Source organism: Nocardioides sp. GY 10113 (genome assembly GCF_004919105.1).
Classification (GTDB): Bacteria; Actinomycetota; Actinomycetes; order Propionibacteriales; family Nocardioidaceae; genus Nocardioides.
In genome coordinates this window covers 1-24,640 of the sequence record NZ_STGK01000023.1, presented here as the reverse complement: position 1 = coordinate 24,640, position 24,640 = coordinate 1, and the positions used below count along the sequence as shown (strand labels likewise).

Here is a 24,640-nt window from a genome sequence, read left to right as displayed (position 1 = left end):
TAACATCACGCGGACCGCGGCGCGGCCGTCGAGGAGCGGACGACGAGCTGCGGCGCCACCAGGGCGGCGACGGGTGCGACCTCGCCATCGAGGGTGCGCAGCGCGAGGTCGACCGCCCGACGCCCCAACACGGAGAACGCCTGGCTGACGGTGGTCAGTCCCGGCCAGAAGTACGCCGCCTCGGGGATGTCGTCGAAGCCGACCACGCTCACCCGGCCGGGTACGTCGAGGCCGCGCTCGTGCAGCGCCTTGAGCACGCCGAGCGCCATCCCGTCGTTCGCCGCGAAGACGGCCGTCACGTCGGGATCATCGGCGATCAGCACGCCCGCCTCGTAACCGCTGCGCGGGGACCAGTCGCCGGCGATCTCGGGCCCCGGCAGGAGGGACCGCGCCTCGTGGGCAGCGCGCCAGCCGTCGCGCCGCTGCCCGGCCTCCACCCAGTCCGCCGGCCCGGTGACGTGGGCGACGTGCCGGTGGCCGAGGTCGAGGAGGTGGTCGGTCGCCAGGCGGGCGCCGGCCTCCTGGTCGATGCCGGCCGCCATCGGCTCGCCCTCACTGACCCCCTGGACGAGCACCACCGGGACCGGCAGCTCCAGCGAGGTCACCAGCGCCGTCGCGTCGCGGTGCGCGACCGCGACGACCAGCGCCTCGACCGCCTCGTCGAGGAGCCGGTCGACCGCGCTCCGCAGCGACCCGGCGGAGAAGTCCGACAGGCCGACCAGCGAGAGGTCGTACCCCGCGGCGTGGCAGGCCTCCTGGACGGAGACGGCGATCATGCTCGGCCCGTGCAGCGCGAGGTGCGCCGAGATCATCCCGATCCGCCCGGAGCGGTTGGTCGCCAGCATCCGCGCGGCGTTGTTGCGCCGGTAGCCCAGCTGCTCGATGGCGTCCAGCACCCGAGCGCGGGTCTCCTCCTTGACCAGCGGCGACTCGTTGAGCACCCGGGACACCGTCTGGTGCGAGACGCCGGCCAGCTCCGCGACCTTCGCCATGCTCGGCGACCGCTCCCTGCTCCGACTCCCCGACGCGCTCATGCTCGGCATCGTAGTTGCGAGCCGCGCGCGATGGGCCGCGGCAGCCGGGCCGGCAGGCGCTACAGCCCCAGCTCGTAGGCGGGCCCCACCGGGCGCCAGTCCTGGGGCAGGTGGTGGTAGTACGGGGCCAGCATCCCCGGCGGCGTCACCACCTTCCGGAAGCCCCGGTCCCGCAGCCGGGGCGCCTGCCGCCAGACGAACTCCCCCGGGGTGAAGTCACGGAACCGCGGAGTCACGTAGTCCAGCAGCACCTGGGCCACCTCGCCCTCGCGCCGGATCAGCACCACGCCCACCGTCTCATCGCCGGTCTGCACCTGGAACGCGAGATCGCCCTCCCCCAGCCCGCCGGCCGAGAACCCGGGCTGGTGCCGCGCGATGTCGGCCTCGTGCACACCGAGGAAGTGGCGCAGGTAGGCATCGCCGGCGCCGACCTCGAGCACCTGGTACGCCGCCTCGGAGTGCCGGCCGCGGAGCATCCTGGTGATGAAGAAGATGTTGATCGCGCTCGTGGCGAGGTTCATCCCGACCATCGGCCACACGGCGACCAGCGCGTTGAAGATCACCAGGATGACCGACGCGGACAGGTTGAGGAGCCGGAACCGCAGGACCCGGGTCTGCAGCAGCGAGACGATCAGCAGCGCACTCCCGAGCCAGCCGAACAGGCTGAGCCAGTGCTCGCCGAGCCAGGTCACCCGGGCAGGCTACCCCCGTACGGGTCGACGCGGCCGGCTACGCCCGGTCGGCACGCTCGAGTCGACCGGCGCACGACGTCCCCAGCGGACGAGGTGTCCCGAAACGCCAGAAGGCCGGACCATTCGGTCCGGCCTTCTGCCTACGGTGGAGGTGAGGGGACTCGAACCCCTGACCCCCTGCATGCCATGCAGGTGCGCTACCAGCTGCGCCACACCCCCGTGTTCTGTTGTCGTCCCCGTCTCCGGGCGACGAGAAGAACATTAGCAACACCGATTCTGAACGACGAAATCGGGGGCCACCTTCGCGCCGACGGGGCCTCCGGCACCGCGTCCGGTCACGCCGTGAGGTTGTACGCCGCGAGCCGCCAACCGCCCACGGAACGCTCCTCGAGCACCGCGTAGCCGCAGTTCTCCATGCCCCGCAGCTCGCCGCCGAGCTCCAGCGGCCACCCGAGGAACGTGACGATCCCGGTGCGGGTCGCGGCGCCGTGGGAGACCACGACGCCGGTCCCGTCCGTCCCGAGCGCCGCGACGGCGTCGTGCAGCGCGGCGACGAAGCGCTCGGCCACGGCCTCCGCCGACTCCGCCCCCACCACGTGCGACCAGTCGCCGGTCTTGAAGCGCGCGAAGCCCTCGGGATCGACCGCCGCGTACTCGGCGTGGGTGAGCCCCTCCCGCTCCCCCAGGTGGAACTCCCGCAACCGGGCGTCGTACGACGGCACGAGCCCGGTCTCGTCGGCGACCGCCTGGGCGGTGTCCCGGGCCCGGGACAGGTCCGAGGACCAGATCGCCGCGGGCCCGAACCCGGCCACCACGGGCGCCACGGCCTTGGCCTGCAGCCGCCCGGTGTCGTTCAGCGGCGCGTCGAGGTGCCCCTGGATCCGCTTCGCGGCGTTCCAGGAGGTCTGACCGTGGCGGAGCAGGACGAGGCGCCGCGGCACGCGCTCAGGCCCCGGCGTCGCCAGTGCCGTGCGGCGCGCGCACCTCGGCCGGCAGCTCGATGGTCGGGCAGTCGCGCCAGAGCCGCTCGAGCGCGTAGAACTGCCGCTCCTCGGTGTGCTGGACGTGCACGACGATGTCGCCGTAGTCGAGCAGCACCCAACGACCGTCGCGGGCGCCCTCGCGACGGATCGGCTTGGCCCCGACCTCGCGGAGCTTGTCCTCGACCTCGTCGACGATCGCGTTGACCTGACGGTCGTTGGCGCCCGAGACGAGCAGGAAGGCGTCGGTGATCGCCAGCTGCTCGCTGACGTCGAAGGCGACGACGTCGGTGCCGAGCTTGTCGGCGGCGGCGAGCGCGGCGGTCCGGATGAGTCCGACGGCGTGGTCGGTGGCGGTCATGCTTCTCCTGACGACGGCACTACGCGTCCGCGACGGGACGGTAGAGCCGGTGCTTGGTGATGTACTGGACGACGCCGTCGGGCACGAGGTACCAGACGGGCTGTCCCTGGGACTGCCGGCTGCGGCAGTCGGTGGACGAGATGGCCAGGGCGGGCACCTCGAGCATGGTGACCCGGTCCGGGGGCATCGCGGAGAGCGTGGACGGATCCATCTCCGCGCCCGGGCGGGTGCAGCCGACGAAGTGGGCGAGCTCGAACAGCTCGTCCGCGTCCCGCCAGCTGAAGATGTCGGTCAGCGCGTCGGCGCCGGTGATGAAGTACAGGTCGGCGTCGGGCCGCTCGGCGCGCAGGTCGCGCAGGGTGTCCGTGGTGTAGGTCGGGCCCTCGCGGTCGATGTCGACCCGACTGACGGTGAACCGCGGGTTGGCGGCGGTGGCGATCACCGTCATCAGGTAGCGGTGCTCGGCCGGGGAGACCTCCCGGGACGCCTTCTGCCAGGGGCGACCGGTGGGCACGAAGACGACCTCGTCGAGGTCGAACCACCCCTGGACCTCGGAGGCAGCGACCAGGTGGCCGTTGTGGATGGGGTCGAAGGTGCCACCCATCACCCCGATCCGGGGTCGCCGCGCCGGTGTCGGGCCGGTCATCGGACCGGCCTCATGCGGCCCTCATCGGACCCTCGGCCGGCCTCATCCGTCGCAGGCTCCGCTGCGGTCTCAGCTGTGCTCGCGCCCGCCGGCGAACGCCAGCAGGCCGACCAGCAGCAGGAGGAGGATGGCCAGCGTGCCACCGCCGACGACCCACGGGTTGAGCCCGCCCTCGGAGTGCTCCTCGGCGGCCTGGACGAGAGCGAGCGCGGTCTGGTTGATCAGCATGGTGCGGATCCTATCGAAGCGCGCGCCTGGCGCGGAGTCGGGCCGGAGCGCCGGCCCGGACGGCGGTCCGGACGGCGGCACCACCGGCGTCCGCGGCGGTGCTCAGTGGATCGCGAGGTCGACGCCCAGGAAGAGCAGCGAGAAGCGCAGCGTGCGGCCCAGGAAGACCGTCGGCAGGAAGATCCACATCGGCATCTTCAGGATCCCGCCCACGGCGGACATCACCAGCAGCGGCGGGATGCCGGCCGAGGCGGCGAGGAACATGATCCCGGCGGCGTACCAGGGCCGGCCGTGGGCACGCGCGACCCACTTCTCGTAGCCGGCCCGCACCTTGGGCGAGGAGAGCTTGCGCTGCGCCCACGCGGAGTCGATCCCGAGCCGCGCCGCCTGGTACCAGACGACCTTGCCGACCGTGGCGCCCGCCCCGGCGGCCACCCCCAGCCAGATCGCCTCCCCGGTGCCGGCCACCGCCGAGCCGGCGCCGACGATGTAGACCTCGATCGGCAGGAACGGGAGCAGTGCGGAGGCGATGCTGAAGGCGAACGTGGCCAGCCACAGGATCATCGCGCCGCGGCTCCCTCCCGGAGGGCACCGCCGACGGTCGGGACGGGAAGGCCGAGCTGGAGGAGCCAGCGCAGCGAGACGCACTTCAGCACCAGCAGGGCGATCGCGATCACCAGGCCGAGCCAGACCCAGCCGGTGACCAGGAGCAGCACGGCGAACAGGCCGGAGTTGGCGGCCTTGCCCACGCGCGACCAGTTCCACAGGTAGATCCGCCGGTCCACGACGTGGAAGTAGTTGGGGCTGCGGATCGGCCAGGCGAGGAAGGCCATCGACAGGTACATGTCGATCACCATGAACTCGAACAGGTAGACCGCCACCGGCAGCGCCACCAGCGTCATCGGCTCGTCGCTGAACAGGCCCGACGGCTGCAGCCAGGCCAGCCCGAGGTAGAACGCAGCGCAGCTGAGCCGGTCGCAGAGCATGTCGACGACCGCGCCGATCCGGGTCTCGCAGTCGAACCAGCGCGCCCACTCGCCGTCGAGGGTGTCCCCGACCCAGTACACGACCAGGCCCACCACGAGCAGCGTCAGGCTGCCCTCGTAGGCGCCCCACAGCGACAGCACCAGGGTGGCCACCGTGCGGACGAGGGTGATCGCCGTCGCCCCGGTGAGGAGTCGTTCAGTCGCCGGATCAGCCATGATCCGGTCCGGGGAGCCTGCCATGAGGCGCAACCTATCGCGCACTCCGTGGCGATCGGTCAACGCACCCCCGGAGCGCGCGCGAACGGTCAGCGAACGTGGCCGTCGCCGACCACGACGTACTTCGTCGAGGTCATCTCGGGCAGCCCCATCGGCCCCCGCGCGTGCAGCTTCTGGGTGCTGATCCCGATCTCGGCTCCGAACCCGAACTCGCCGCCGTCGGTGAACCGGGTCGAGGCGTTGACGAGCACCGCCGCGGAGTCGACCTCGGCCACGAACCGGCGCGCGGCCCCCTGGTCCTCGGTGACGATCGCGTCGGAGTGCTGGCTGGACCACGTGCGGATGTGCTCGATCGCCTGGTCGAGGTCGTCGACGACCCGGGCGGCGATGTCGAGCGACAGGTACTCGCGGGCCCAGTCCTCGTCCGTGGCCGGCTCCACACCGTCGTACGCCGCGAACTCCGCGTCGCCGTGCAGGGTCACCCCGGCGTCCTGCAGCGCGGAGACGACCCGCGGCAGGAACTCCCCCGCCACGTCGGCGTGCACCAGCAGCGACTCGGCGGCGTTGCAGACCGAGGTCCGGTGGGTCTTGGCGTTGACCACGATCGCGAGCGCCTTGTCCAGGTCGGCGGCCCGGTCGACGTAGACGTGGCAGTTGCCGACCCCGGTCTCGATCACCGGAACCGTGCTCTCCTCGACGACGGAGCGGATCAGCCCGGCACCGCCGCGCGGGATCAGCACGTCCACGTGGCCGCGGGCGCGCATCAGCGCCTTCACCGAGTCGTGGGTGTCCCCCGGGACCAGCTGGATCGCGTCCGCGGGCAGGCCGGTCGTGGCGACGGCGTCGCGGAGCACCGCGACGATCGCGGCGTTGCTGGCCTTCGCCGAGGAGCTGCCGCGCAGCAGCACCGCGTTGCCGGACTTCAGGCAGATACCGGCCGCGTCGGCGGTCACGTTGGGCCGGGCCTCGTAGATCATGCCGACCACGCCGAACGGCACCCGCACCTGCCGCAGCTCCAGGCCGTTGGCGAGCACGCCACCGCGGATCACCTCGCCGACCGGGTCGGCCAGGCCGGCGACGTCGCGCAACCCCTGCGCCATCCCCTCGAGGCGCTCGTCGGTGAGGCGCAGCCGGTCGATGATGTTGGCCGGCGTGCCGCCCGCCTCGGCCGCGGCGATGTCGCGCCCGTTGGCCTCCAGCACCTCCGTACGGCGCTCCAGGAGCGCCGCGGCCATGGCCGCCAGCGCGGTGTCCTTGCGGGCCCGGGTGGCCAGGGCCAGCTCCCTGCTGGCGACCCGCGCGGCGCGGGCTGCGTCGATGACGTCGTCGGCGATGCTCACCGGACCAGCCTAGTTGCGCGATCAGGCAACCTCCGGGTCGTCTCAACCGTCACACTCTCGCCAGACAACCCGAGAGGAACGACCATGTCATTGCACGCGTTGCACCGCCCCCACCGTCGCGGGCGTCCCCGGAGCCGGGCCGCGCTCCTCTCCGCGGCGCTGTGCGCCGTGCTCCCGCTGACCGCGCTCACCGCGCTGGCCGGGCCGCCCGGAGCCGGGGCCGCCGAGGACCCGCCGGTCGCACCGACGCTCCGCCTCTCGATGCCCGCCCGCCAGGTGGTCGAGTCCTGGGGACCGCGGGTCTACACCGACCTCGGCATCCGACTGCTCGTCGAGGGCGCGGACCTCGAGGTGCACCTCAACCGGTCCTCCTACGACGACCCGATCACCGCGTCCCTGAAGCTCTCCGACGGCTCGCTGAGGACGCTCGGCGACGACCTGACCCCCACCCTGAACCGGCTGCGCCGCTTCCTGGTGCTGCGCTTCGAACCACTGGGCGACCGCGAGCCGTTCACCCGGGGCCTGCGCGCCTGCCTGGGCCAGGTCTCCGACCGGGTGGACCCCGACGCCGCGCCGAGCTCGCCCTACCCGCGGTACTGCTACTACAACCCCTACAGCCTGGGCGCCGTGCAGGGCATCCCCGCCGGCTACGCCGGCACGATCGGCGACCCGTGGCGCCGGATGGAGATCCCCCGGGGCCGGTACGACGTCTCCGTCACCGTCGCCCGCCGGTGGGCCGCGGCGCTCGGCATGAGCCAGGACCAGCGCACCGCGACCACCCGCCTGGTGGTCCGCAAGGAGCCGTCCTGCGGCGTCTTCCTGCGCGGCTGTCGCCCGCACCCCACGCGCCCCGCCCGACCCGACGCTGAGCTGCGGCCGTCGGCGGTCCGACCGACGCCGGCCCGCGCGGTGGACCCCGGCGACCTCCCGCCGGACACCCCGCAGCCCGACCTGCGGGCCCTTCCCGCGTGGGGCCTGCAGATCTCGCGCAACGGGAACTTCCTGCAGTTCGCCGCGACCGTGTGGAACGCCGGCGACTCCCCGCTGGTCGTCGACGGGTTCCGGCGCAGCGGCGAGGACCTGATGGACGGCTACCAGTACTTCTTCGACGCCGAGGGCCACCAGCTCCCCGACTACGTGCGGGTCGGGAGCTTCGAGTGGGACCCGAAGCGGACACACCAGCACTGGCACTTCCGGTCGTTCGCGTCGTACTCGCTGCTCCCGGTGGGCGAGCGGCCCGACGTCGCCGGGGAGCACGACCACGGCGTGGAGTCCCGCAAGGAGGCGTTCTGCCTGGCCAACACCGACGCGGTGGACCTGACCGTCGACGGCGCGGTGTGGAACGTGGACAACAGCGACCTGAGCACGGCCTGCGGCGACCTCGACTCGCTGTCGATCCGCGAGGTCCTGGACTCCGGGTGGGGCGACACGTACGCCCAGTTCCGCGCCGGGCAGTCGTTCAAGCTCCGCGGGCTGCCGAACGGCTGCTACAACATCTGGGTCGAGGGCAACCCGATCGCGCACGAGGCGACGGGCGCCCGCACGCTGATCGAGTCCGACTACACGAACAACATCAGCAGTCGCAAGGTCTGCATCGGCGGCAAGGACGGCGCCCGCACGATCCGCCGGGTGGAGCAGATCGGCCTGGTCCAGGAGTAGCCCGGCCCTCCACCCCGCACACGACGAAGCGCCCCGTCCGGACCAGGTCCGGACGGGGCGTTTCGCGGTACGACGGGTCGAGCCGTCGGGCGGCTCAGCCCTTGCGCTTCTCGATCTCCGCGGTGGCGGCGGGCAGCACCGAGTGCAGGTCGCCGACGACGCCGAAGTCGACGAGCTCGAAGATCGGCGCCTCCTCGTCCTTGTTGACCGCGACGATGGTCTTCGAGGTCTGCATGCCGGCCCGGTGCTGGATGGCACCGGAGATGCCGTTCGCCACGTAGAGCTGCGGCGAGACGACCTTGCCGGTCTGGCCGACCTGGAAGGTGTGCGGCTTCCACCCGGAGTCGACGGCGGCACGCGAGGCGCCGACGGCGGCACCGAGCGAGTCGGCCAGGCCCTCGACCGCGGCGAAGTCACCGCCGGTGCCACGGCCACCCGAGACCACGATCGCGGCCTCGGTCAGCTCCGGGCGACCGGTGGCCTGACGCGGCTGCGAGGCCACGATCTGGGCGGTCTTGGCGGCGTCGGAGATGGTCGCGGCGAACTGCTCCACGACACCCGCCCCGGCGCCCTCCTCCGGAGCGGCGGCGTTCGGCTTCACCGTGATGATCGGCGTGCCCTTGGTGACCTTGGCGGTCACCGTGAAGTTGCCCGCGAACACCGACTGGGTGGTCACGCCGCCCTCGGCGACGTCGACGGCGTCGGTGATCAGGCCGGAGTCCAGCTTGATCGCGAGGCGGCCGGCGATCTCCTTGCCCTCGGCGGAGGAGGGGATCAGGATCGCAGCCGGGGACGCCTGGGCGGCGACCTGCTGCAGGACCTCGGCCTTCGGGGCGACCAGGTAGCCGCGGATCTCGGTGTCGTCCACCGTGTAGATCTTGTCCGCGCCGTAGCCCTTCAGGGTCTCGGCGGCCGCGGCGGCCTTGTCGGCACCGCCGATGAAGACCGCGGCGGGCTCGCCGAGGCGCTTGGCGATGGCGAGGAGCTCGAAGGTGGGCTTGCGGATCGCGCCGTCGACGTGGTCGACGAGAACCAGAACTTCAGACATGTCTCAGTGCGCTCCTCAGATGAACTTCTTCGAGGCGAGGAACTCGACCAGCGCCGTGGCGCCCGAGCCGTCCTCGTCCTTGACGATCTCGCCGGCGGTGCGCGGCGGGCGGGCGGCGGTCTCCTCCACGGCGGACCAGGCCACCGAGAGGCCGACCTGGCCGGCGTCCACGCCGAGGTCCGCGAGCGTGTAGGTCTCCAGCGGCTTCTTCTTGGCCGCCATGATGCCCTTGAAGGACGGGTAGCGGGCCTCGCCGGACTGGTCGGTCACCGAGATGACCAGCGGCATGGTGCCGCCGACGACCTCGGTGGCGGTGTCGCCGTCACGCTTGATCCGGACCTGGTTGCCCTGGGTCTCCACGACCGCGGCCATGGTCACCTGGGGCAGGCCGAGGCGCTCGGCGAGCATCGCCGGCACGACGGACATGCCGGCGTCGGTGGAGGCCATGCCGCACATCACGACGTCGGGCTGGCCGATCTTCTCGATCGCCTTGGCCAGCACCAGCGACGTGGCGACGGCGTCCGAGCCGGCGATCGCGTCGTCCTGGACGTGGACGGCGGAGTCCGCACCCATCTGCAGCGCCTTGCGGACCGCGTCGACGGCCTTCTCCGGACCGACGGTCAGCGCGGTGACGGTGATCTCCTCGTCGGCGCGCTTCTCCTTGAGCTGCAGCGCCTGCTCGACGGCGTACTCGTCGAGCTCGGAGAGGAGACCGTCGACGCCGACGCGGTCAACGGTGTTGTCCGACTCGAACCGCCGGTCGGCGGTGGCGTCGGGGACGTACTTCACACAGACAACAATGTTCATGGTTGTGGCCGGAACGGCCCCTTCCTCTTCCTGTGCACTCTGGCGTCCCCGCAACGGGGACGTGTGGCCCGGGTTGGACGGCGTTGGGCAGGCTACCCTCCGCGGTTAACGGGATGAAACCGGTCCCGAGTGGGGTACCTCACACGCCCAGCCGCGCGCGGCGTCAGGGGCGGATCAGCCGCTCCAGGATCCGGCCCACCACCAGGTAGGCCACCGCGGCGGCGCCGTAGTTGGCCAGCGCCGTCTTCGTCAGCGCGTTCGGGCCGTCGGGGTCGGCGGCCCACACCGGGTTGTCCAGGTCGAACCACCCCAGGTCGAAGAGGTCGGCGAGGTGGCGCACGGCCTTGACCAGGTCGTTGTTCGCATTGGCGTCCAGCGCGTAGCTGAACGCCGCGGACGCGAGCACCAGGGCGATCAGGAAGCAGGCCACCCAGACCACCCGGGCCACCGCCCCGCGCGCCCGCTCCATGCTCACCGACGGCACCGGACGGCGGCGGGGGGCGGGCGCGGCCGCCTCCGACACGTCGGCGTCGTCGGCCCGCTCGGGGCCGGTCGAGGGTTTCTCCGTCATCGGGGGTTCCGTCGCTTTCGGTGGGGTACGCCGGTTCGCCGGCGGGAGCAGACCACTGCCGGCATTGTGCCCTGCATCACGCCCCGGGAACACCCGGATCGGGGCCGAACCCCTCAGGCGCCACCGGCGGCGGGGCACAATGACGCGGTGACTCCAGGGATGTGGCAGACACTCGGGGAGCGGGCGCCGACCTGGCCCGGCCGCAACTGGCCGCTGGGCGCCACCTGGACGCCGGAGGCGACCAACTTCGCGGTCTACTCGCCCCACGCCGAGGCGGTGTGGCTGTGCCTCTTCGACGAGGACGGCGGGGAGCGTCGACTGCCGCTGACCGAGCAGTCCCTCGGCATCTGGCACGGCGCCGTACCCGGAGTCCAGCCGGGTGACCGCTACGGCTACCGGGTCGACGGCCGGTGGGCGCCGACCCACGGGCTGCGGTTCAACCCGAACAAGCTGCTCCTGGACCCGTACGGCCTCGCGGTCGCCGGGACGATCACGCCCGGACCGGCGCTGCTGGCACACGACGCCGAGGACCGCGGACTGCCCAGCACCCTGGACTCCGCCGACGCCACCGCGCGCAGCGTGGTCGTGGACCCCGCCTTCGACTGGGAGGGCGACGCGCCGATGAAGACGCGGTGGCGCGACACCGTGATCTACGAGGTGCACACCAAGGGCTTCACCCAGCTGCACGACCGGATCCCCGAGCACCTCCGCGGCACCTACGCCGCGCTCGGTCACTCCGCGGTCACCGACTACCTCAAGGACCTCGGCGTGACCGCGGTCGAGCTGCTGCCGGTGCACCAGTTCTTCTCCGAGCCGGCGCTCACCGATCGCGGCCTGGGCAACTACTGGGGCTACAACTCGATCTCCTACTTCGCCCCCGACGCCTCCTACAGCGCGTCGGGCGACCGGGGCGGGCAGGTGCGCGAGTTCAAGCAGATGGTCAAGGACCTGCACCGCGCGGGTCTCGAGGTGATCCTCGACGTGGTCTACAACCACACCGCCGAGGCCGGTCCCGACGGACCCTCGATCAGCTTCCGCGGCTTCGACGACCGCGGCTTCTACCGCCGGGTGCCGCCCAACGGCGGCCCCACCACCGTCGACGACGCCGACCCCCTGCTCGGCCCGTTCGACGACACGTACTGGGACGTCACCGGCTGCGGCAACACGGTCAACGCCGAGGACCCGCTCGCGCTGCGGCTGATCCTCGACTCGCTGCGGTACTGGGTCACCGAGATGCACGTCGACGGGTTCCGCTTCGACCTGATGTCGGCGCTGACCCGCACCGGCGACGCCACCGGCGCCGGCATCGACATGGCCTGCCGACTGCTGATCGCGATCGGTCAGGACCCCGTGCTGCGGCACGTCAAGCTGATCGCGGAGCCCTGGGACGCCTCGATGGACGGCTACCTCGTGGGCCGGATGCCGCCGCCGTGGGTGGAGTGGAACGACCAGTACCGCGACACCATCCGGGACTTCTGGCGCGGCCGGTCCAGCGGCCTGCACGCGGTGGCGACGCGGCTGGCCGGCTCCTCGGACCTGTACGCCGACGACGGCCGTTCGGCCTACAACTCGGTCAACTTCGTCACCGCCCACGACGGGTTCACGCTGCGCGACCTGGTCTCCTACGACCACAAGCACAACGAGGCCAACGGCGAGGAGAACCGGGACGGCTCGGACAACAACCGCTCCTGGAACCACGGGGTCGAGGGCGAGACCGACGACGCCGACATCGTGGCCCTGCGACGCCGCCAGGCCGCCAACCTGATGGCGACGCTGTGCCTGTCCAACGGGGTGCCGATGCTGACCGCCGGAGACGAGCGCGGGCGCACCCAGCGCGGCAACAACAACGCCTACTGCCAGGACAACGAGATCTCCTGGGTCCGCTGGCAGGCCGAGCCGGGCGCGGACGGCGAGCCCGAGGCGTGGCTGGACGTCTACCAGATCACCCGGGCCGCGCTGCGGCTGCGCCGCGACCACCCCGCGCTGCGCCAGCGGCACTGGTTCGAGGGCCGGCCCACCATCGCCGACGGCCCGAAGGACCTCGCCTGGCTGCACCCGACCGGGCGGGAGATGACCCCGGCGGACTGGCACGACCACGGCCTGCAGACGCTCGGGATGTTCCTCTCGGGGCGCCCGCTCCGCGCGCCCGGACCGCGGGGCGAGCAGCAGGTCGACTCCTCGTTCCTGCTCTGGTACCACGCCGGACCGGACCCGGTGGACCTGTTCCTGCCCGACAACGACTGGGTGGCGCGCGGCACCGTCGCGCTCTCCACCGATCCCGATCTGGCGTGCGGCACCGAGGTCAGCGCCGGAGAGAGCCTGCGGATCAGCGGGCGCAGCGTGGTCGTGCTCCAGGAGTCCTGACCGGCGGCCTCACGCGGTGGCGACCACGCCCAGCTCGGCGGGCGAGATCAGCAGCGGGTGGCGCGGCACCACCCGCACCGTGTAGCCGAACGCCCCGCTCCTGGTGAGCTCGACGCCGCCGTCGTACCGGTGCCGGTTGCCCTCGTAGGACTCCACCAGCGCCAGCGGGCTCGCGCTCGCCCCCTCCAGCACGTCCTCGGCGTCGACGCGGCCGTGCACCAGCTGCACCTCGACGTCCTCGGGCGCCAGCTCCCCCAACGCCACGTAGCAGTGCACCTCCAGGCTGTGCCCGACCTCGGTGACGTCAGGGAGACCGTGCGACTCGACGTGCTCGACCCGGACCCCGGACCAGGCGCCGCGCACCCGGGCCTTCCACGCGGCCAGCTCCCGGGCGCGGCGGTAGCCGTCGTCGGGGGTGTCCAGCGTCCTGCCGACACCCGCCGCGGGGGCGTAGAGGCGGCGCACGTAGTCGCCGACCATGCGGGTGGCCAGCACCTTGGGACCGAGCTCCTTCCAGGTGTGGCGCAGCATCTCCACCCAGCGCACCGGCACGCCGTCGGCGTCGCGCTCGTAGAACCGCGGCGCCACCTCGTGCTCGATCAGGTCGTAGAGGGCGGCGGCCTCGAGGTCGTCGCGCGTGTCCGGGTCGCCGGAGAGGCCGGGGCCGTCGGCCGAGGGGATCGCCCAGCCGAACTCCGGCTCGTACCACTCGTCCCACCAACCGTCGAGGATGGAGAGGTTGAGCCCACCGTTCAGCGCGGCCTTCATGCCCGAGGTGCCGCACGCCTCGTAGGGGCGCAACGGGTTGTTGAGCCAGACGTCGCAGCCGGGGTAGAGCGGCTGCGCCAGCGCGATGTCGTAGTTGGGCAGGAAGACGATGCGGTGCCGCACGCCGGCCTCGTCGGCGAACCTGACCAGCTCCTGGATCAGCCGCTTGCCGCCGTCGTCAGCGGGGTGCGCCTTGCCAGCGATCACCAGCTGCACCGGGCGCTCGGGGTGCAGCAGCAGCCCGCGGAGTCGGTCGGGGTCGCGCAGCATCAGCGTCAGCCGCTTGTACGACGGCACCCGGCGCGCGAAGCCGATGGTCAGCACGTCGGGGTCCAGCGCCTCCTCGATCCAGCCGAGCTCGGCCGGCGTCGCGCCCCGCTTCTCCCAGGAGCGACGCAGCCGGCGCCGTGCGTCCGCGACCAGGTGCTCGCGCAGCCGACGCTTGGTGGCCCACACCTCGGTGCCGGGCACCTTGTCGACGGCCGCCCAGTAGGCCGCGGTGTCCTCGGCGGAGCCGACCTCTGTCGGGTCGGCCAGCGCCCCGTGGGCGGCGGCCATCGCGAACACCTCGGGATGCACCCAGGTGGGCGCGTGCACGCCGTTCGTGATCGAGGTGATCGGCACCTCCTCGGTGTCGAAGGCCGGCCACAGGCCCTTGAACATGCCGCGGCTGACCTCGCCGTGCAGCAGCGAGACGCCGTTGAGGCGCTGGGCCAGCCGGAACCCCATCACCGCCATGTTGAAGACGCCCGGGTCGCCACCCTCGTAGTCCTCGGCGCCGAGTGCCAGCACCCGGTCCGTGGGCACCTCCGGCGTGGCGCCGCCGGCCGCGTCCAGGTACTGCTCGATCAGGGAGCGCGGGAACCGGTCGATACCGGCCGGGACCGGGGTGTGGGTGGTGAAGACCGTGGAGCCTCGGCCGACCTCCAGCGCCTCCTCGAAGGTCAGGCCGGGGCCGCCGTCCGCGGTCAGCTCGCGGATCCGCTCGATGCCGAGGAAGCCGGCGTGGCCCTCGTTGGTGTGGAAGACCTCGGGGGCGGGGGCGCCGGTGATCCGCGACCAGACCCGCAGCGCGCGGACCCCGCCGACCCCGAGCAGCAGCTCCTGGCGCAGCCGGTGCTCGCTGTTGCCGCCGTAGAGCCGGTCGGTGATCTCGCGGTAGTGGTCGGGGTTGCCCTCGACGTCGGTGTCGAGCATCAGCAGCGGCACCCGACCGACCTGGGCCACCCAGATCCGGGCCAGCAGGTCGGGGCCGCCGGGCATGCCGAGGCTGATCGTGGCCACCGAGCCGTCGGCCTCGCGCAACGGCGAGATCGGCAGCTCGTCGGGGTCCAGGACCGGGTAGGACTCCAGCTGCCAGCCCTCGCGGGAGAGCGACTGCTTGAAGTAGCCGTGCCGGTAGAGCAGTCCGACGCCGACGATCGGCACGCCGAGGTCGCTGGCCGCCTTGAGGTGGTCGCCGGCGAGGATGCCGAGGCCGCCGGAGTACTGCGGGAGCACCGAGGTGATCCCGAACTCCGGGGAGAAGTACGCCACCGCGGCCGGCCAGGCGGTCTCCGCCTCCGCGACGCTGACCTTCTGGTACCAGCGGTCCGCGCTCAGGTACGACGCCAGGTCGGCGCGCGCCCGCGCGACCCGTTCGACGAAGCCGGTGTCGGCGGCCAGCTCCGCCCACCGCTCGCTGCTGACCGCGCCGAGCAGCCGGACCGGGTCGTGGTGATGGTCGGCCCACAGGTCGGGATCGACCTCCGCGAAGAGCGCCTGGGTCGGCGGGTGCCAGGACCAGCGCAGGTTGGCGGCGAGCTCGCCGAGCGCGGCGAGGTCGGCGGGCAGGACCGGGCGGACCGAGAAACGGCGGATCGCACGCATGCGCCGAACCTAGCGCCGTCTCTGGATCGTTAAAAGAACCAATTGGATATGAGCCGTAACACTGTGACCCGGTGTCACGTTAAACGGTCACCGCGGGCGAGGAGGAGTCATGGGGGCTTCCTCGCCCGCGGACCCAGCGTTGGATGGCGCGAGCGATGTCGCTCGCTGCGCTCGCGCCACGCTGCCGCGCACGCAGTCGGCCGCCGCGGTGGTCGCGGTGTCCTGGCGTCTCGCCGCGTCTGCATCGCGGGAAAGCTCGCTCGCTGCGCTCGCGCCACGCTGCCGCGCACGCAGTCGGCCGCCGATCGCCCACCGGTGGTTGAGGTGCGAGGCGCCCCGGCGCCGAGCCTCGAAACCACCGGACGCCGCGACGCCACCACTACGCTGGCCCGGTGGCCCCCGTCCCCGTCGTCGAGCACCAGCGGCGCGTCGCGCTCCTGCTCGACGCCGGCAACCCGACCGGGCTGGGCGCCGAGCGGATCGGCACCGGCGACGCGCTCGGACGGGTGCTGGCTGAGCCGGTGACCGCGCCGGAAGCGCTGCCCTCGTTCGACAACTCCGCGATGGACGGCTACGCGGTCCGGGCCCGCGACATCGCCGGCGCCTCCCCCGACTCCCCCGTCGACCTGCCGGTGGCCGCCGACATACCGGCCGGCGCCGCCCGCGGCGCGCTCGAGCCCGGGACGGCCCACCGGATCATGACCGGCGCGCCGGTGCCGACCGGCGCCGATGCCGTGGTCGAGGTCGAGGAGACCGACGGGGGCACCGAGCGGGTCCGGATCCGCGCCGCGCGCGCCGCCGGCTCCTTCGTCCGCGCCGCCGGCTCCGACGTCGCCGTCGGGCAGGAGGTGGTCGCCGCCGGGACCCTGCTCGGCGCGGCCCAGCTCGGCGCGCTGGCCGCGCTCGGCGTGCGCGAGGTGCTGGTCCGCCGGCGCCCCCGGGTGCTCCTGGTCTCCACCGGCTCCGAGCTCGCCGCGGACCCGCTGCCGGAGTCCGGCCAGATCCGCGACTCCAACAGCGCGATGCTGGCCGCGGCGGTCGCCGACGCGGGTGGCGAGGCGCTCCGTCGTCGCTGGGTCGCCGACGACGTACCAGCGTTCCTCGACTCGCTCGAGGAGTCGCTGGCCGCGCACGCGCCGATCGACCTCGTGATCACCTCCGGCGGGGTGAGCGCGGGCGCCTACGAGGTGGTCAAGGAGGCGCTCGCTCCCCGCGGGGTCGCGTTCGGGAAGGTCGCGATGCAGCCCGGGATGCCGCAGGGCGCCGGCTCCTTCGCCGGCACGCCGGTGGTCTGCCTGCCGGGCAACCCGGTCAGCGCCCTCACCTCGTTCGAGGTCTTCGTGCGCCCCGCGCTGCGTCGGCTGCTCGGGCACCCGGTCCCCGACCGGCCGACCGCGACCGCCACGCTGACCGAGGACCTGGTCTCCCCCGATGGCAAGCGCCAGCTGCGGCGCGGACGCTGGGACCGCGCCGCCGGCACCGTCGCGCCGTGGGGCCCCCCGGGGTCGGGCTTCCTCGGCTGGTTCGCCGGTGCCGACTGCCTGATCGACCTGCCCGCCGAGCAGACCGCGGTGCGCGCGGGCGAGCCGGTCACCGTCTGGGACCTGCTCATCGGCTGACCGTGCCTCAGCGCCGGCGCCGGCTTCCTGCGTTCGGCTGCCGCCGGACGCGTCGTCGGGCACCATGCGCCGGTGACCACGACCACGACACCCACCCTCCGACGCGGCACGCCGTGGTGGGTGCCCGCACTGGTGCTGACCGCCACCGTCGGCCAGCTGCTGCTGGCGACGCTGGCCCCGGACCTGCCGCAGTTCTCCGGCAAGGCGTTCGGGGCCCGACTGGTCGCCTACCCGCTGATGATGCTCGTCGCACCGGCGTGGTGGTGGCTGGCCACCCGCCCCGGCCGCCGTGCCGGCGCCGAGCCGTCGCCCCGGCCGACCCCGCCGTGGGGCGCGTTCACGCTGGTGATGCTGCCGTTCCTGATCGACGTCACCGGCAACACGCTCGACCTCTACGACACGGTCGTGTGGTGGGACGACGCCAACCACTTCGTCAACTGGTTCCTGCTGTGCGCCGGGATCGGCCTGCTGGCCTGTGGCGCCGTCCGCCCGCGGTGGGCCGTGGTGCTGCTCGTCGCCGGGCTCGGGGCGCTGCTCGCGATCGGCTGGGAGCTCGGCGAGTGGTACACCTTCATCCGGCACGGCACCGAGCTCGGCACGGCCTACGAGGACACCCTGGGCGACGAGGCGCTGGGCTCGCTCGGCGCGCTGCTCGCTGGGCTGGTGGTCGCCGCGACGCTCTCGCGGCGCCCGCCCCGCGGATGACCTGCTGAGACTCTCGACAAATCCGTCTCGATTCGCACGCGGCACCTTGCACGGACCGGCGGTCACCGGTTGGGTGGGCGGCATGGTCGGACGCATCCCGGTGATCGACGTGAGCCCCGTGCTCGCGGGCGGCGACGCCCCTACCAAGGCGGCCGTCGGCGAGCCCTTCCCCGTGTCGGCGACGGTGTTCCGCGAGGGCCACGACCGGCTCGGCGCGGAGGTGGTGCTGGTCGCCCCGGACGGTTCACGGCGAGCGCCGGTGCGGATGGATCCGCTGCCGACGATCGACCGGCACACGGTCGACCGGTACGGCGCCTGGGTCGCCGCGGACCTCCCCGGCGCCTGGGCGTTCGAGATCCACGCGTGGTCCGACCCGGTGGCGACCTGGCAGCACGACGCCGGGATCAAGATCCGCGCCGAGGTCGACACCGAGCTGATGTTCCTCGAAGGACGGCTGCTGCTGGAGCGGGTCGCCGCGACCCTGCCGGCCAGCGCCGCGGCGGAGAGGGACGCGCTCGCCGGCGCACTGGCGGCGGCCACGGACACCGCCCGCCCGGTGCCCGCCCGGCTGGCTGCCCTCGAGGCGCCGGAGGTGATCGCGGCGCTGCGCGCCCACCCGCTGCGCGAGCTGGTCACCGTGGAGGGTCCTTTCCCGTTCTTCGCGGACCGGACCCGCGCGCTGTACGGCTCCTGGTACGAGTTCTTCCCCCGCTCCGAGGGCGCCCGGATCAAGCAGAAGAGCGGCAAGGTCGTCCCCGGCACGCTGGCCACCGCGGCGAAGCGTCTCGACGCCGTCGCGTCGATGGGCTTCGACGTGATCTACCTGCCGCCGATCCACCCGATCGGCGAGGTCAACCGCAAGGGCCCCAACAACACGGTGTTCACCGAGCCCGGCCCGACGCCCGCGGACTGGGCGGGCTCGCCGTGGGCGATCGGCAGCAGGCACGGCGGCCACGACGCGATCCACCCCGACCTGGGCACCATCGACGACTTCGACGCGTTCGTGGCGCGCGCCGGCGAGCTCGGCCTGGAGGTCGCCCTCGACCTGGCGCTGCAGTGCGCGCCGGACCACCCGTGGGTCACCGAGCACCCGGAGTGGTTCACCACGCGCGCCGACGGCACCATCGCGTACGCCGAGAACCCGCCGAAGAAGTACCAGGACATCTACCCGCTCAACTTCGACAACGACCCCCAGGGCCTGGCCGCCGAGGTGCTGCGGGTGGTCCGGTACTGGATGGACCACGGCGTCCGGATCTTCCGGGTCGACAACCCGCACACCAAGCCGGTGGCCTTCTGGGAGTGGCTGCTCGCCGAGATCCGCCGTACCGATCCCGACGTGCTGTTCCTCTCCGAGGCGTTCACCAAGCCGCCGATGCTGCAGACGCTCGGCGCGGTCGGCTTCCACCAGTCGTACACGTACTTCACCTGGCGCACCGCCAAGGGCGAGGTCGAGGACTACCTGCGCGAGGTGAGCGCGGAGTCCGCGCACCGGGTGCGGCCGAACTTCTTCGTCAACACCCCCGACATCCTGCACGAGTACCTCCAGTACGGCGGCCCGCCGGCCTTCAAGATCCGCGCCGTGCTGGCCTCGATGGCCTCGCCGGCGTGGGGCGTGTATGCCGGCTACGAGCTGTGCGAGCACGTCGCCGTGCGGCCCGGCAGCGAGGAGTACCTGGACTCGGAGAAGTACCAGGTCCGGGTCCGCGACTGGGCGGCCGCCGAGGAGGCGGGCACCAGCCTGGCGCCGTACCTGACCCGCCTGAACGAGCTGCGCCGCGCGCACCCCGCGCTGCAGCAGCTGCGCAACCTGCGCGTCCACGCCACCGAGGACGACCAGGTGCTCTGCTTCAGCAAGACCGCCGCGTCCGGCTCCCCCGACTCCCCCGACGGCGTCGACCGGCTGATCGTGGTGCTCACCCTGGACCCGCACCACGCCCGGACCACCCACGTCCACCTGGACCTGGCCGCGCTCGGCCTGCCCGAGGGCGCCACCTTCGCCGTCCACGACGAGCTGAGCGGGGCGGACTGGACCTGGGGCCCGCACAACTACGTCCAGCTCGACCCGCACGGCGAGCCCGCGCACGTGCTGAGCGTGAGGTGGTCGCAGCCATGACAGGCACGGGCCTGACCCCACTCAACGACGAGCCGGAGTGGTACCGCACCGCGGTCTTCTACGAGGTGCTGGTGCGCTCCTTCCGCGACGCCAACGCCGACGGCACCGGCGACTTCCGCGGCCTGATCGAGAAGCTGGACTACCTGCACTGGCTCGGCGTCGACTGCCTGTGGATCCCGCCGTTCTTCACCTCGCCGCTGCGCGACGGCGGGTACGACGTCGCCGACTACACCGGGATCCTCCCCGAGTGCGGCACCGTCGAGGACTTCCACGCGTTCCTCGACGCGGCCCACGAACGCGGCATCCGGGTGATCATCGACTTCGTCATGAACCACACCAGCGACCAGCACCCGTGGTTCCAGGCCTCGCGGTCGGATCCCGACGGCCCGTACGGCGACTTCTACGTGTGGTCCGACACCGATGAGGAGTACGCCGAGGCGCGGATCATCTTCGTCGACACCGAGCCGTCCAACTGGTCCTGGGACACCGAGCGCGGCCAGTACTACTGGCACCGGTTCTTCCACCACCAGCCGGACCTGAACTTCGACAACCCGGCCGTGCACGAGGCGATCCTGGACGCGATGGCGTTCTGGCTGGACATGGGCCTGGACGGGTTCCGTCTCGACGCGGTGCCGTACCTCTACGAGCGGCCCGGCACGAACGGCGAGAACCTGCCCGAGACCCACGCCTTCCTCAGGACCGTGCGCAAGTTCGTCGACGACCACTACCCGGGCCGGGTGCTGCTGTGCGAGGCGAACCAGTGGCCCTCGGACGTGGTGGAGTACTTCGGCGATCCCTCGGTCGGCGGCGACGAGTGCCACATGGCGTTCCACTTCCCGGTGATGCCCCGCATCTTCATGGCGGTGCGCCGAGAGTCGCGGATCCCGATCTCGGAGATCCTGGAGCAGACCCCGCAGATCCCCGACGGCTGCCAGTGGGGCATCTTCCTGCGCAACCACGACGAGCTCACCCTGGAGATGGTCACCGACGAGGACCGCGACTACATGTGGGGCGAGTACGCCAAGGATCCGCGGATGAAGGCCAACATCGGCATCCGCCGCCGGCTCGCCTCCCTGCTCGACAACGACACCAACCAGATCGAGCTGTTCACCGCGCTGCTGCTCTCGCTCCCCGGCTCCCCCGTCCTGTACTACGGCGACGAGATCGGGATGGGCGACAACATCTGGCTCGGCGACCGCGACGGCGTCCGCACCCCGATGCAGTGGACCCCGGACCGCAACGCCGGGTTCTCCTCGGCCACCCCCGGCAAGCTGCACCTGCCGGTGATCCAGGACCCCGTCTACGGCTACCAGTCCGTCAGCGTCGAGGCGCAGCTGGAGAGCCCCTCCTCCCTGCTGCACTGGACCCGGCGGATGATCCACGCCCGGCGCCAGCACCCGGCGTTCGGGCTGGGCACCTTCACCGACCTGGGCGGCTCCAACCCGACCGTGCTCTCCTACGTGCGCGAGCTGGCGCCCGACCCGGAGCGGGTCGGCGCGGGCGCCGGCGGTGACGTGATCCTGTGCGTCAACAACCTCTCCCGGTTCCCCCAGCCCGTCGAGCTGGACCTGCGCCGCTTCGAGGGCTGGGTGCCCGTCGAGCTCCTCGGCGGGGTCCCGTTCCCTGCGATCGGGGAGCTGCCGTACCTGCTCACTCTCACCGGCTACGGGTTCTACTGGTTCCGACTGACCGCACCGGACTCCGGGAGGCCCGTGCTCTGATGAGCGACCACATCCGCGCAGACCTGCACACCTTCCTGGACCGGGCCCGGTGGTTCGGCGGCAAGGGGCGCGGCTTCGAGGTGAGCCACGTGCGTCGCCTCCTGATCACCGATCCGGTGCCGGAGGGCCCGCGGATCGCGGTCGACCTGGCCACGGTGACCTACGAGGACGGCACCTCGGAGCAGTACCAGGTACCGCTCTCGCTGTACGACGTCCCGCAGGAGCAGCTGGGCCACGCCACCGTCGGCGTCTGGGACGACCCCGACTGCGCCGGGGGCACCGTCTTCGCCTACGACGCCGTGCACGACCGGGCGGCGATGGCCCGGGTGCTGGCCGCCTTCGTGCCCGGCTCCGCGCCGGGCGACGACACCGAGGGACTCGTCTTCGTCCGGCTGGCGGGCCACGACCTGGACCTGACCGCGCCCGCCAGCCTGTTCACCGGCGAGCAGTCGAACTCCTCGGTGCTCTTCGGCGAGGACGCGGTGCTCAAGCTCTTCCGCAAGGTGACCCCGGGGTCGAACCCGGACATCGCCACCCACCGGGTGCTCACCGAGGTGGGCTCCACCCACGTCGCCGAGCTCTACGGCTGGGTGGAGTTCCGCGAGGAGGCCGAGCCCCCCGAGGGGCCGCTGCAGCTGGGCATGCTCCAGCAGTTCCTGCGCACCGCGACCGACGGCTGGGACCTGGCGCTGACCAGCGTCCGCAACCTGTTCGCCGAGGCCGACCTGCACGCCGACGAGGTGGGCGGTGACTTCGCGGCCGAGGCGGCCCGCCTCGGCATCGCGCTGGCCGACATCCACGCCGAGCTGCGCGACGCCTTCGGCACCGGGACGGTCCCCGGCGACGAGGTCTCCGCCGGGATGCTGGCACGCCTCGAGGCCGCGCTGGAGGTCGTCCCCGAGCTCGCACCCCACGCGACGCCGCTGCGCGCAGCCCTGCGCGCCGTCGCCGACGTCGCGGAGATCGAGGTCCAGCGCGTCCACGGTGACCTGCACCTCGGCCAGACCCTGCGCACCACGCTCGCCTGGAAGGTCGTCGACTTCGAGGGCGAGCCGGCCAAGCCGCTGGCCGAGCGGCTGCGGCCCGACTCCCGGTGGCGCGACGTCGCCGGCATGCTGCGCTCCTTCGACTACGCCGCCCACGCGCTGCTCGCCTCCAGCACCGACGACGACCCCGACGTCCTCGCCCAGCTGGGCCGGCGCGCCTGGGAGTGGGCCGCGCGCAACCAGGAGGCCTTCCTGGCCGCCTACGTCGGCGCGGACGCCGAGGCCGGCGCCGAGGTGCGTGACCTCACCGCCGCCGAGCACACCCTGCTGACGGCGTACGTGCTGGACAAGGCGGTGTACGAGTGCGCCTACGAGGCCCGCAACCGGCCGCTGTGGCTGCCGATCCCCCTGGGCGCCGTGGAGCGGATGACCTGAGCCCGGCGCGGTGCCTAGTCTGGGTGGCATGGCTGACGACGGTTCCGGCGACGTGCCCGGCGAGTGGGACATCACAGACGAGGAGATCGACTCCTGGTTCGAGGAGCTCGAGGCGGTCGACCAGGCCGCGGCCGACTACCTCGCCGAGCGGGTCGACGGCCTCGGCGACGAGGTCGGCGAGGAGGACGCGCGCTGGCTCGACGCCCTGGCCGAGACGATCGCACCGGACGACGAGCCGGACGAGGACCGCGAGCTGGACGACCTCGAGATCGAGACGATGTCGGCCGTCGCGGCACTGCAGCACGCGGACTGGCTCGGCCTGGCCCTCGGCGTCGTCGACCGCGGGCCTGGCTCCGCGCTCGACCCCGAGGCCGTGCTCGCCGACGTCAACGCGCTGGAGGAGATCGAGGGCGAGATCGACGACCCCGAGGGCTTCCTCGAGGTGCTGGCCGCGGCGCTCAGCCACCTGACCCCGCAGTGGCGCGAGCTCGGGGTGCTGGACGCCGACGACCGCACGACCGCGCGCGGGGTCTGGGGCCTACCGCGGGCGCTGTACCGGCTCTGGAACGCCGCCTGACTCACCTGGTCGATCACCGTTCGACACCCGCTACCCGACCGTGACCCCGGGCTCCCCGAGCGCCGCGCCGCGGCCGAGCCGGCGCCCGGTCGCCGCCGCCGGGCCGCTGGAGGGGCTGCCCGGCGGCGTCGGGGGGGCGATCAGGCGCGGAAGCGCCGGAACAGCGCTCCTGCGCAGCCGAGCATGGCCATCAGGCCCCACCCGCCGAGCATCGGGACCTCGGACCGGTCCCGGTCCGTCGAGGCGGCGGCCGGCCCGACCCCCTCGTCGCCAGAGGCGGCCTGTGGCGCCCCGACGATCCTGCCCGTGGCGGGAAGCGACGTAGCGACCGGAGCGGTACGGGAGGCGACGAGCTGGACCGCGGTCACCTCCGGCGACGACGTGACAGGGGGGATCGGCAGGTGCGGCGCCGCGACCTCGTCCTCCTCCGCGTCCGGGACGCCGGCGGGGGTCTGCTCCTCCACGGCGGGGCTCTCCTCCGCAGCGGGGCCCTCGTCCACAGCAGGGTTCTCCTCGACAGCGGGGCCCTCCTCGGCCGTCGGGCTCTCTGCCTCGGGGACGGGAACCTGCTCGGGCTGCGGGATCACCGACGAGGCCAGTGTGAAGGTCAGCGTCGTCTCGTTGCCGAGGGCGTCGTAGGCGACGAGGATGTTCTCCCCGGCCAGGGCGCCCCAGTGGTTGCCGTCGATGATGTCGTTGACGTCCGACCACCGGCTGACGGTCAGCGGCCGGTCCTGACCGTTGACACGGACTCCCGCGACTCCGCTCCCCAGCTCGCCGTCGTCGATCGAGTACGAGCGGGAGGTCTCCGACGACCCGTCCTTCTCCGTGAGGACGGGCCCGGTGGTGTCGAGCGTGAAGGTCACCGTGGTGACGTTGCCCGCCACGTCGTGGACCTCCATCGTGTTGACGCCC

The 24,640-nt window shown here is 72.6% G+C and carries 22 protein-coding genes and 1 tRNA gene; 8 read left to right on the top strand and 15 right to left on the bottom strand.

Annotated features, from left to right (window positions below; translation table 11 throughout):
* Positions 1-5: 5 nt before the first annotated feature.
* The 10 genes from E8D34_RS19845 to E8D34_RS19805 form a co-directional block, all read right to left on the bottom strand.
* Positions 6-1,034: a LacI family DNA-binding transcriptional regulator gene (locus tag E8D34_RS19845; RefSeq protein WP_206056736.1), complete on the bottom strand. Its 1,029-nt coding sequence runs from the start codon at positions 1,032-1,034 to the stop codon at positions 6-8.
* A gap of 59 nt (positions 1,035-1,093) precedes the next feature.
* Positions 1,094-1,726 (bottom strand): YgjV family protein, encoded by a 633-nt coding sequence (locus tag E8D34_RS19840; RefSeq protein ID WP_136595360.1) that lies wholly within the window; start codon positions 1,724-1,726, stop codon positions 1,094-1,096.
* Between the two features lie 146 nt (positions 1,727-1,872).
* A tRNA-Ala gene (locus tag E8D34_RS19835) sits at positions 1,873-1,945 on the bottom strand.
* A gap of 116 nt (positions 1,946-2,061) precedes the next feature.
* Positions 2,062-2,667 carry a histidine phosphatase family protein gene (locus E8D34_RS19830; protein WP_136595361.1) on the bottom strand — a complete coding sequence of 202 codons (606 nt, stop codon included), beginning with the start codon at positions 2,665-2,667 and terminating at the stop codon, positions 2,062-2,064.
* A 4-nt stretch (positions 2,668-2,671) separates the two neighbouring features.
* The gene (gene rsfS / locus E8D34_RS19825; RefSeq protein ID WP_136595362.1) at positions 2,672-3,067 is read right to left on the bottom strand and encodes a ribosome silencing factor; all 396 of its coding nucleotides are present in this window, start codon (positions 3,065-3,067) and stop codon (positions 2,672-2,674) included.
* 19 nt (positions 3,068-3,086) lie between these two features.
* Complete coding sequence (gene nadD / locus E8D34_RS19820; protein ID WP_136595363.1) at positions 3,087-3,713, bottom strand: nicotinate-nucleotide adenylyltransferase; 627 nt, start codon at positions 3,711-3,713, stop codon at positions 3,087-3,089.
* 69 nt (positions 3,714-3,782) lie between these two features.
* Positions 3,783-3,941, bottom strand: coding sequence for a hypothetical protein (locus tag E8D34_RS20960; RefSeq protein WP_168929448.1), 159 nt, complete (start codon positions 3,939-3,941; stop codon positions 3,783-3,785).
* 102 nt (positions 3,942-4,043) lie between these two features.
* A complete protein-coding gene (locus tag E8D34_RS19815) occupies positions 4,044-4,505 on the bottom strand; it encodes a VTT domain-containing protein (protein WP_136595364.1) in 462 nt (153 codons plus the stop codon).
* Positions 4,502-5,167, bottom strand: a complete 666-nt coding sequence (locus tag E8D34_RS19810) for a CDP-alcohol phosphatidyltransferase family protein (protein WP_136595365.1) — start codon at positions 5,165-5,167, stop codon at positions 4,502-4,504. The genes E8D34_RS19815 and E8D34_RS19810 overlap by 4 nt, the downstream gene beginning before the upstream one ends.
* A 65-nt stretch (positions 5,168-5,232) precedes the next feature.
* Entirely contained in the window at positions 5,233-6,483 is a 1,251-nt protein-coding gene (locus E8D34_RS19805) for a glutamate-5-semialdehyde dehydrogenase (RefSeq protein WP_136595366.1), read from the bottom strand.
* 84 nt (positions 6,484-6,567) lie between these two features.
* On the opposite strand from E8D34_RS19805, the gene E8D34_RS19800 reads away from it, so the two are divergent.
* On the top strand, positions 6,568-8,142 hold the full coding sequence (locus E8D34_RS19800) for a hypothetical protein (RefSeq protein WP_136595367.1): 1,575 nt from the start codon (positions 6,568-6,570) through the stop codon (positions 8,140-8,142).
* A 94-nt stretch (positions 8,143-8,236) separates the two neighbouring features.
* Here E8D34_RS19800 and E8D34_RS19795 read toward each other — a convergent pair whose 3' ends face one another.
* The 3 genes from E8D34_RS19795 to E8D34_RS19785 all read right to left on the bottom strand — a co-directional run bounded on the left by E8D34_RS19795 (position 8,237) and on the right by E8D34_RS19785 (position 10,568).
* On the bottom strand, positions 8,237-9,190 hold the full coding sequence (locus tag E8D34_RS19795; RefSeq protein WP_136595368.1) for an electron transfer flavoprotein subunit alpha/FixB family protein: 954 nt from the start codon (positions 9,188-9,190) through the stop codon (positions 8,237-8,239).
* A gap of 15 nt (positions 9,191-9,205) precedes the next feature.
* Entirely contained in the window at positions 9,206-9,997 is a 792-nt protein-coding gene (locus E8D34_RS19790) for an electron transfer flavoprotein subunit beta/FixA family protein (protein ID WP_136595369.1), read from the bottom strand.
* A 163-nt stretch (positions 9,998-10,160) separates the two neighbouring features.
* Positions 10,161-10,568 carry a hypothetical protein gene (locus E8D34_RS19785; protein ID WP_240771363.1) on the bottom strand — a complete coding sequence of 136 codons (408 nt, stop codon included), beginning with the start codon at positions 10,566-10,568 and terminating at the stop codon, positions 10,161-10,163.
* 147 nt (positions 10,569-10,715) lie between these two features.
* On the opposite strand from E8D34_RS19785, the gene glgX reads away from it, so the two are divergent.
* On the top strand, positions 10,716-12,932 hold the full coding sequence (glgX, locus tag E8D34_RS19780; protein ID WP_136595370.1) for a glycogen debranching protein GlgX: 2,217 nt from the start codon (positions 10,716-10,718) through the stop codon (positions 12,930-12,932).
* Positions 12,933-12,941: 9 nt separating this feature from the next.
* On the opposite strand, the gene glgP is transcribed toward glgX, so the two are convergent.
* Positions 12,942-15,569, bottom strand: a complete 2,628-nt coding sequence (gene glgP, locus E8D34_RS19775; protein ID WP_136595371.1) for an alpha-glucan family phosphorylase — start codon at positions 15,567-15,569, stop codon at positions 12,942-12,944.
* Positions 15,570-15,961: 392 nt separating this feature from the next.
* On the opposite strand from glgP, the gene glp reads away from it, so the two are divergent.
* From glp to E8D34_RS19745, 6 genes are all read left to right on the top strand, one after another.
* The gene (glp, locus tag E8D34_RS19770; RefSeq protein ID WP_136595372.1) at positions 15,962-17,188 is read left to right on the top strand and encodes a gephyrin-like molybdotransferase Glp; all 1,227 of its coding nucleotides are present in this window, start codon (positions 15,962-15,964) and stop codon (positions 17,186-17,188) included.
* A gap of 72 nt (positions 17,189-17,260) precedes the next feature.
* Positions 17,261-17,893, top strand: a complete 633-nt coding sequence (locus E8D34_RS19765) for a hypothetical protein (RefSeq protein ID WP_206056737.1) — start codon at positions 17,261-17,263, stop codon at positions 17,891-17,893.
* 82 nt (positions 17,894-17,975) lie between these two features.
* Positions 17,976-20,006 (top strand): alpha-1,4-glucan--maltose-1-phosphate maltosyltransferase, encoded by a 2,031-nt coding sequence (locus tag E8D34_RS19760; RefSeq protein WP_136595373.1) that lies wholly within the window; start codon positions 17,976-17,978, stop codon positions 20,004-20,006.
* Positions 20,003-21,727 (top strand): maltose alpha-D-glucosyltransferase, encoded by a 1,725-nt coding sequence (gene treS, locus E8D34_RS19755; RefSeq protein ID WP_136595374.1) that lies wholly within the window; start codon positions 20,003-20,005, stop codon positions 21,725-21,727. The genes E8D34_RS19760 and treS overlap by 4 nt, the downstream gene beginning before the upstream one ends.
* Positions 21,727-23,148: a hypothetical protein gene (locus tag E8D34_RS19750; RefSeq protein ID WP_136595375.1), complete on the top strand. Its 1,422-nt coding sequence runs from the start codon at positions 21,727-21,729 to the stop codon at positions 23,146-23,148. Before treS ends, E8D34_RS19750 begins: the two co-directional genes overlap by 1 nt.
* A 28-nt stretch (positions 23,149-23,176) precedes the next feature.
* On the top strand, positions 23,177-23,725 hold the full coding sequence (locus E8D34_RS19745; protein ID WP_136595376.1) for a hypothetical protein: 549 nt from the start codon (positions 23,177-23,179) through the stop codon (positions 23,723-23,725).
* 140 nt (positions 23,726-23,865) lie between these two features.
* On the opposite strand, the gene E8D34_RS20955 is transcribed toward E8D34_RS19745, so the two are convergent.
* On the bottom strand, positions 23,866-24,640 hold a 775-nt coding region (locus E8D34_RS20955), incomplete at its 5' end, for a hypothetical protein (protein ID WP_206056738.1).

Coding starts and splice junctions, on each gene's coding strand:
- E8D34_RS19845 (WP_206056736.1), bottom strand. CDS start 1,034: ATGAGCGCGTCGGGGAGTCGGAGCAGGGAGCGGTCGCCGAGCATGGCG.
- rsfS (WP_136595362.1), bottom strand. CDS start 3,067: ATGACCGCCACCGACCACGCCGTCGGACTCATCCGGACCGCCGCGCTC.
- nadD (WP_136595363.1), bottom strand. CDS start 3,713: ATGACCGGCCCGACACCGGCGCGGCGACCCCGGATCGGGGTGATGGGT.
- E8D34_RS20960 (WP_168929448.1), bottom strand. CDS start 3,941: ATGCTGATCAACCAGACCGCGCTCGCTCTCGTCCAGGCCGCCGAGGAG.
- E8D34_RS19815 (WP_136595364.1), bottom strand. CDS start 4,505: ATGATCCTGTGGCTGGCCACGTTCGCCTTCAGCATCGCCTCCGCACTG.
- E8D34_RS19810 (WP_136595365.1), bottom strand. CDS start 5,167: ATGGCAGGCTCCCCGGACCGGATCATGGCTGATCCGGCGACTGAACGA.
- E8D34_RS19800 (WP_136595367.1), top strand. CDS start 6,568: ATGTCATTGCACGCGTTGCACCGCCCCCACCGTCGCGGGCGTCCCCGG.
- E8D34_RS19795 (WP_136595368.1), bottom strand. CDS start 9,190: ATGTCTGAAGTTCTGGTTCTCGTCGACCACGTCGACGGCGCGATCCGC.
- E8D34_RS19790 (WP_136595369.1), bottom strand. CDS start 9,997: ATGAACATTGTTGTCTGTGTGAAGTACGTCCCCGACGCCACCGCCGAC.
- E8D34_RS19785 (WP_240771363.1), bottom strand. CDS start 10,568: ATGACGGAGAAACCCTCGACCGGCCCCGAGCGGGCCGACGACGCCGAC.
- glgP (WP_136595371.1), bottom strand. CDS start 15,569: ATGCGTGCGATCCGCCGTTTCTCGGTCCGCCCGGTCCTGCCCGCCGAC.
- E8D34_RS19760 (WP_136595373.1), top strand. CDS start 17,976: ATGGTCGGACGCATCCCGGTGATCGACGTGAGCCCCGTGCTCGCGGGC.
- treS (WP_136595374.1), top strand. CDS start 20,003: ATGACAGGCACGGGCCTGACCCCACTCAACGACGAGCCGGAGTGGTAC.
- E8D34_RS19750 (WP_136595375.1), top strand. CDS start 21,727: ATGAGCGACCACATCCGCGCAGACCTGCACACCTTCCTGGACCGGGCC.
- E8D34_RS19745 (WP_136595376.1), top strand. CDS start 23,177: ATGGCTGACGACGGTTCCGGCGACGTGCCCGGCGAGTGGGACATCACA.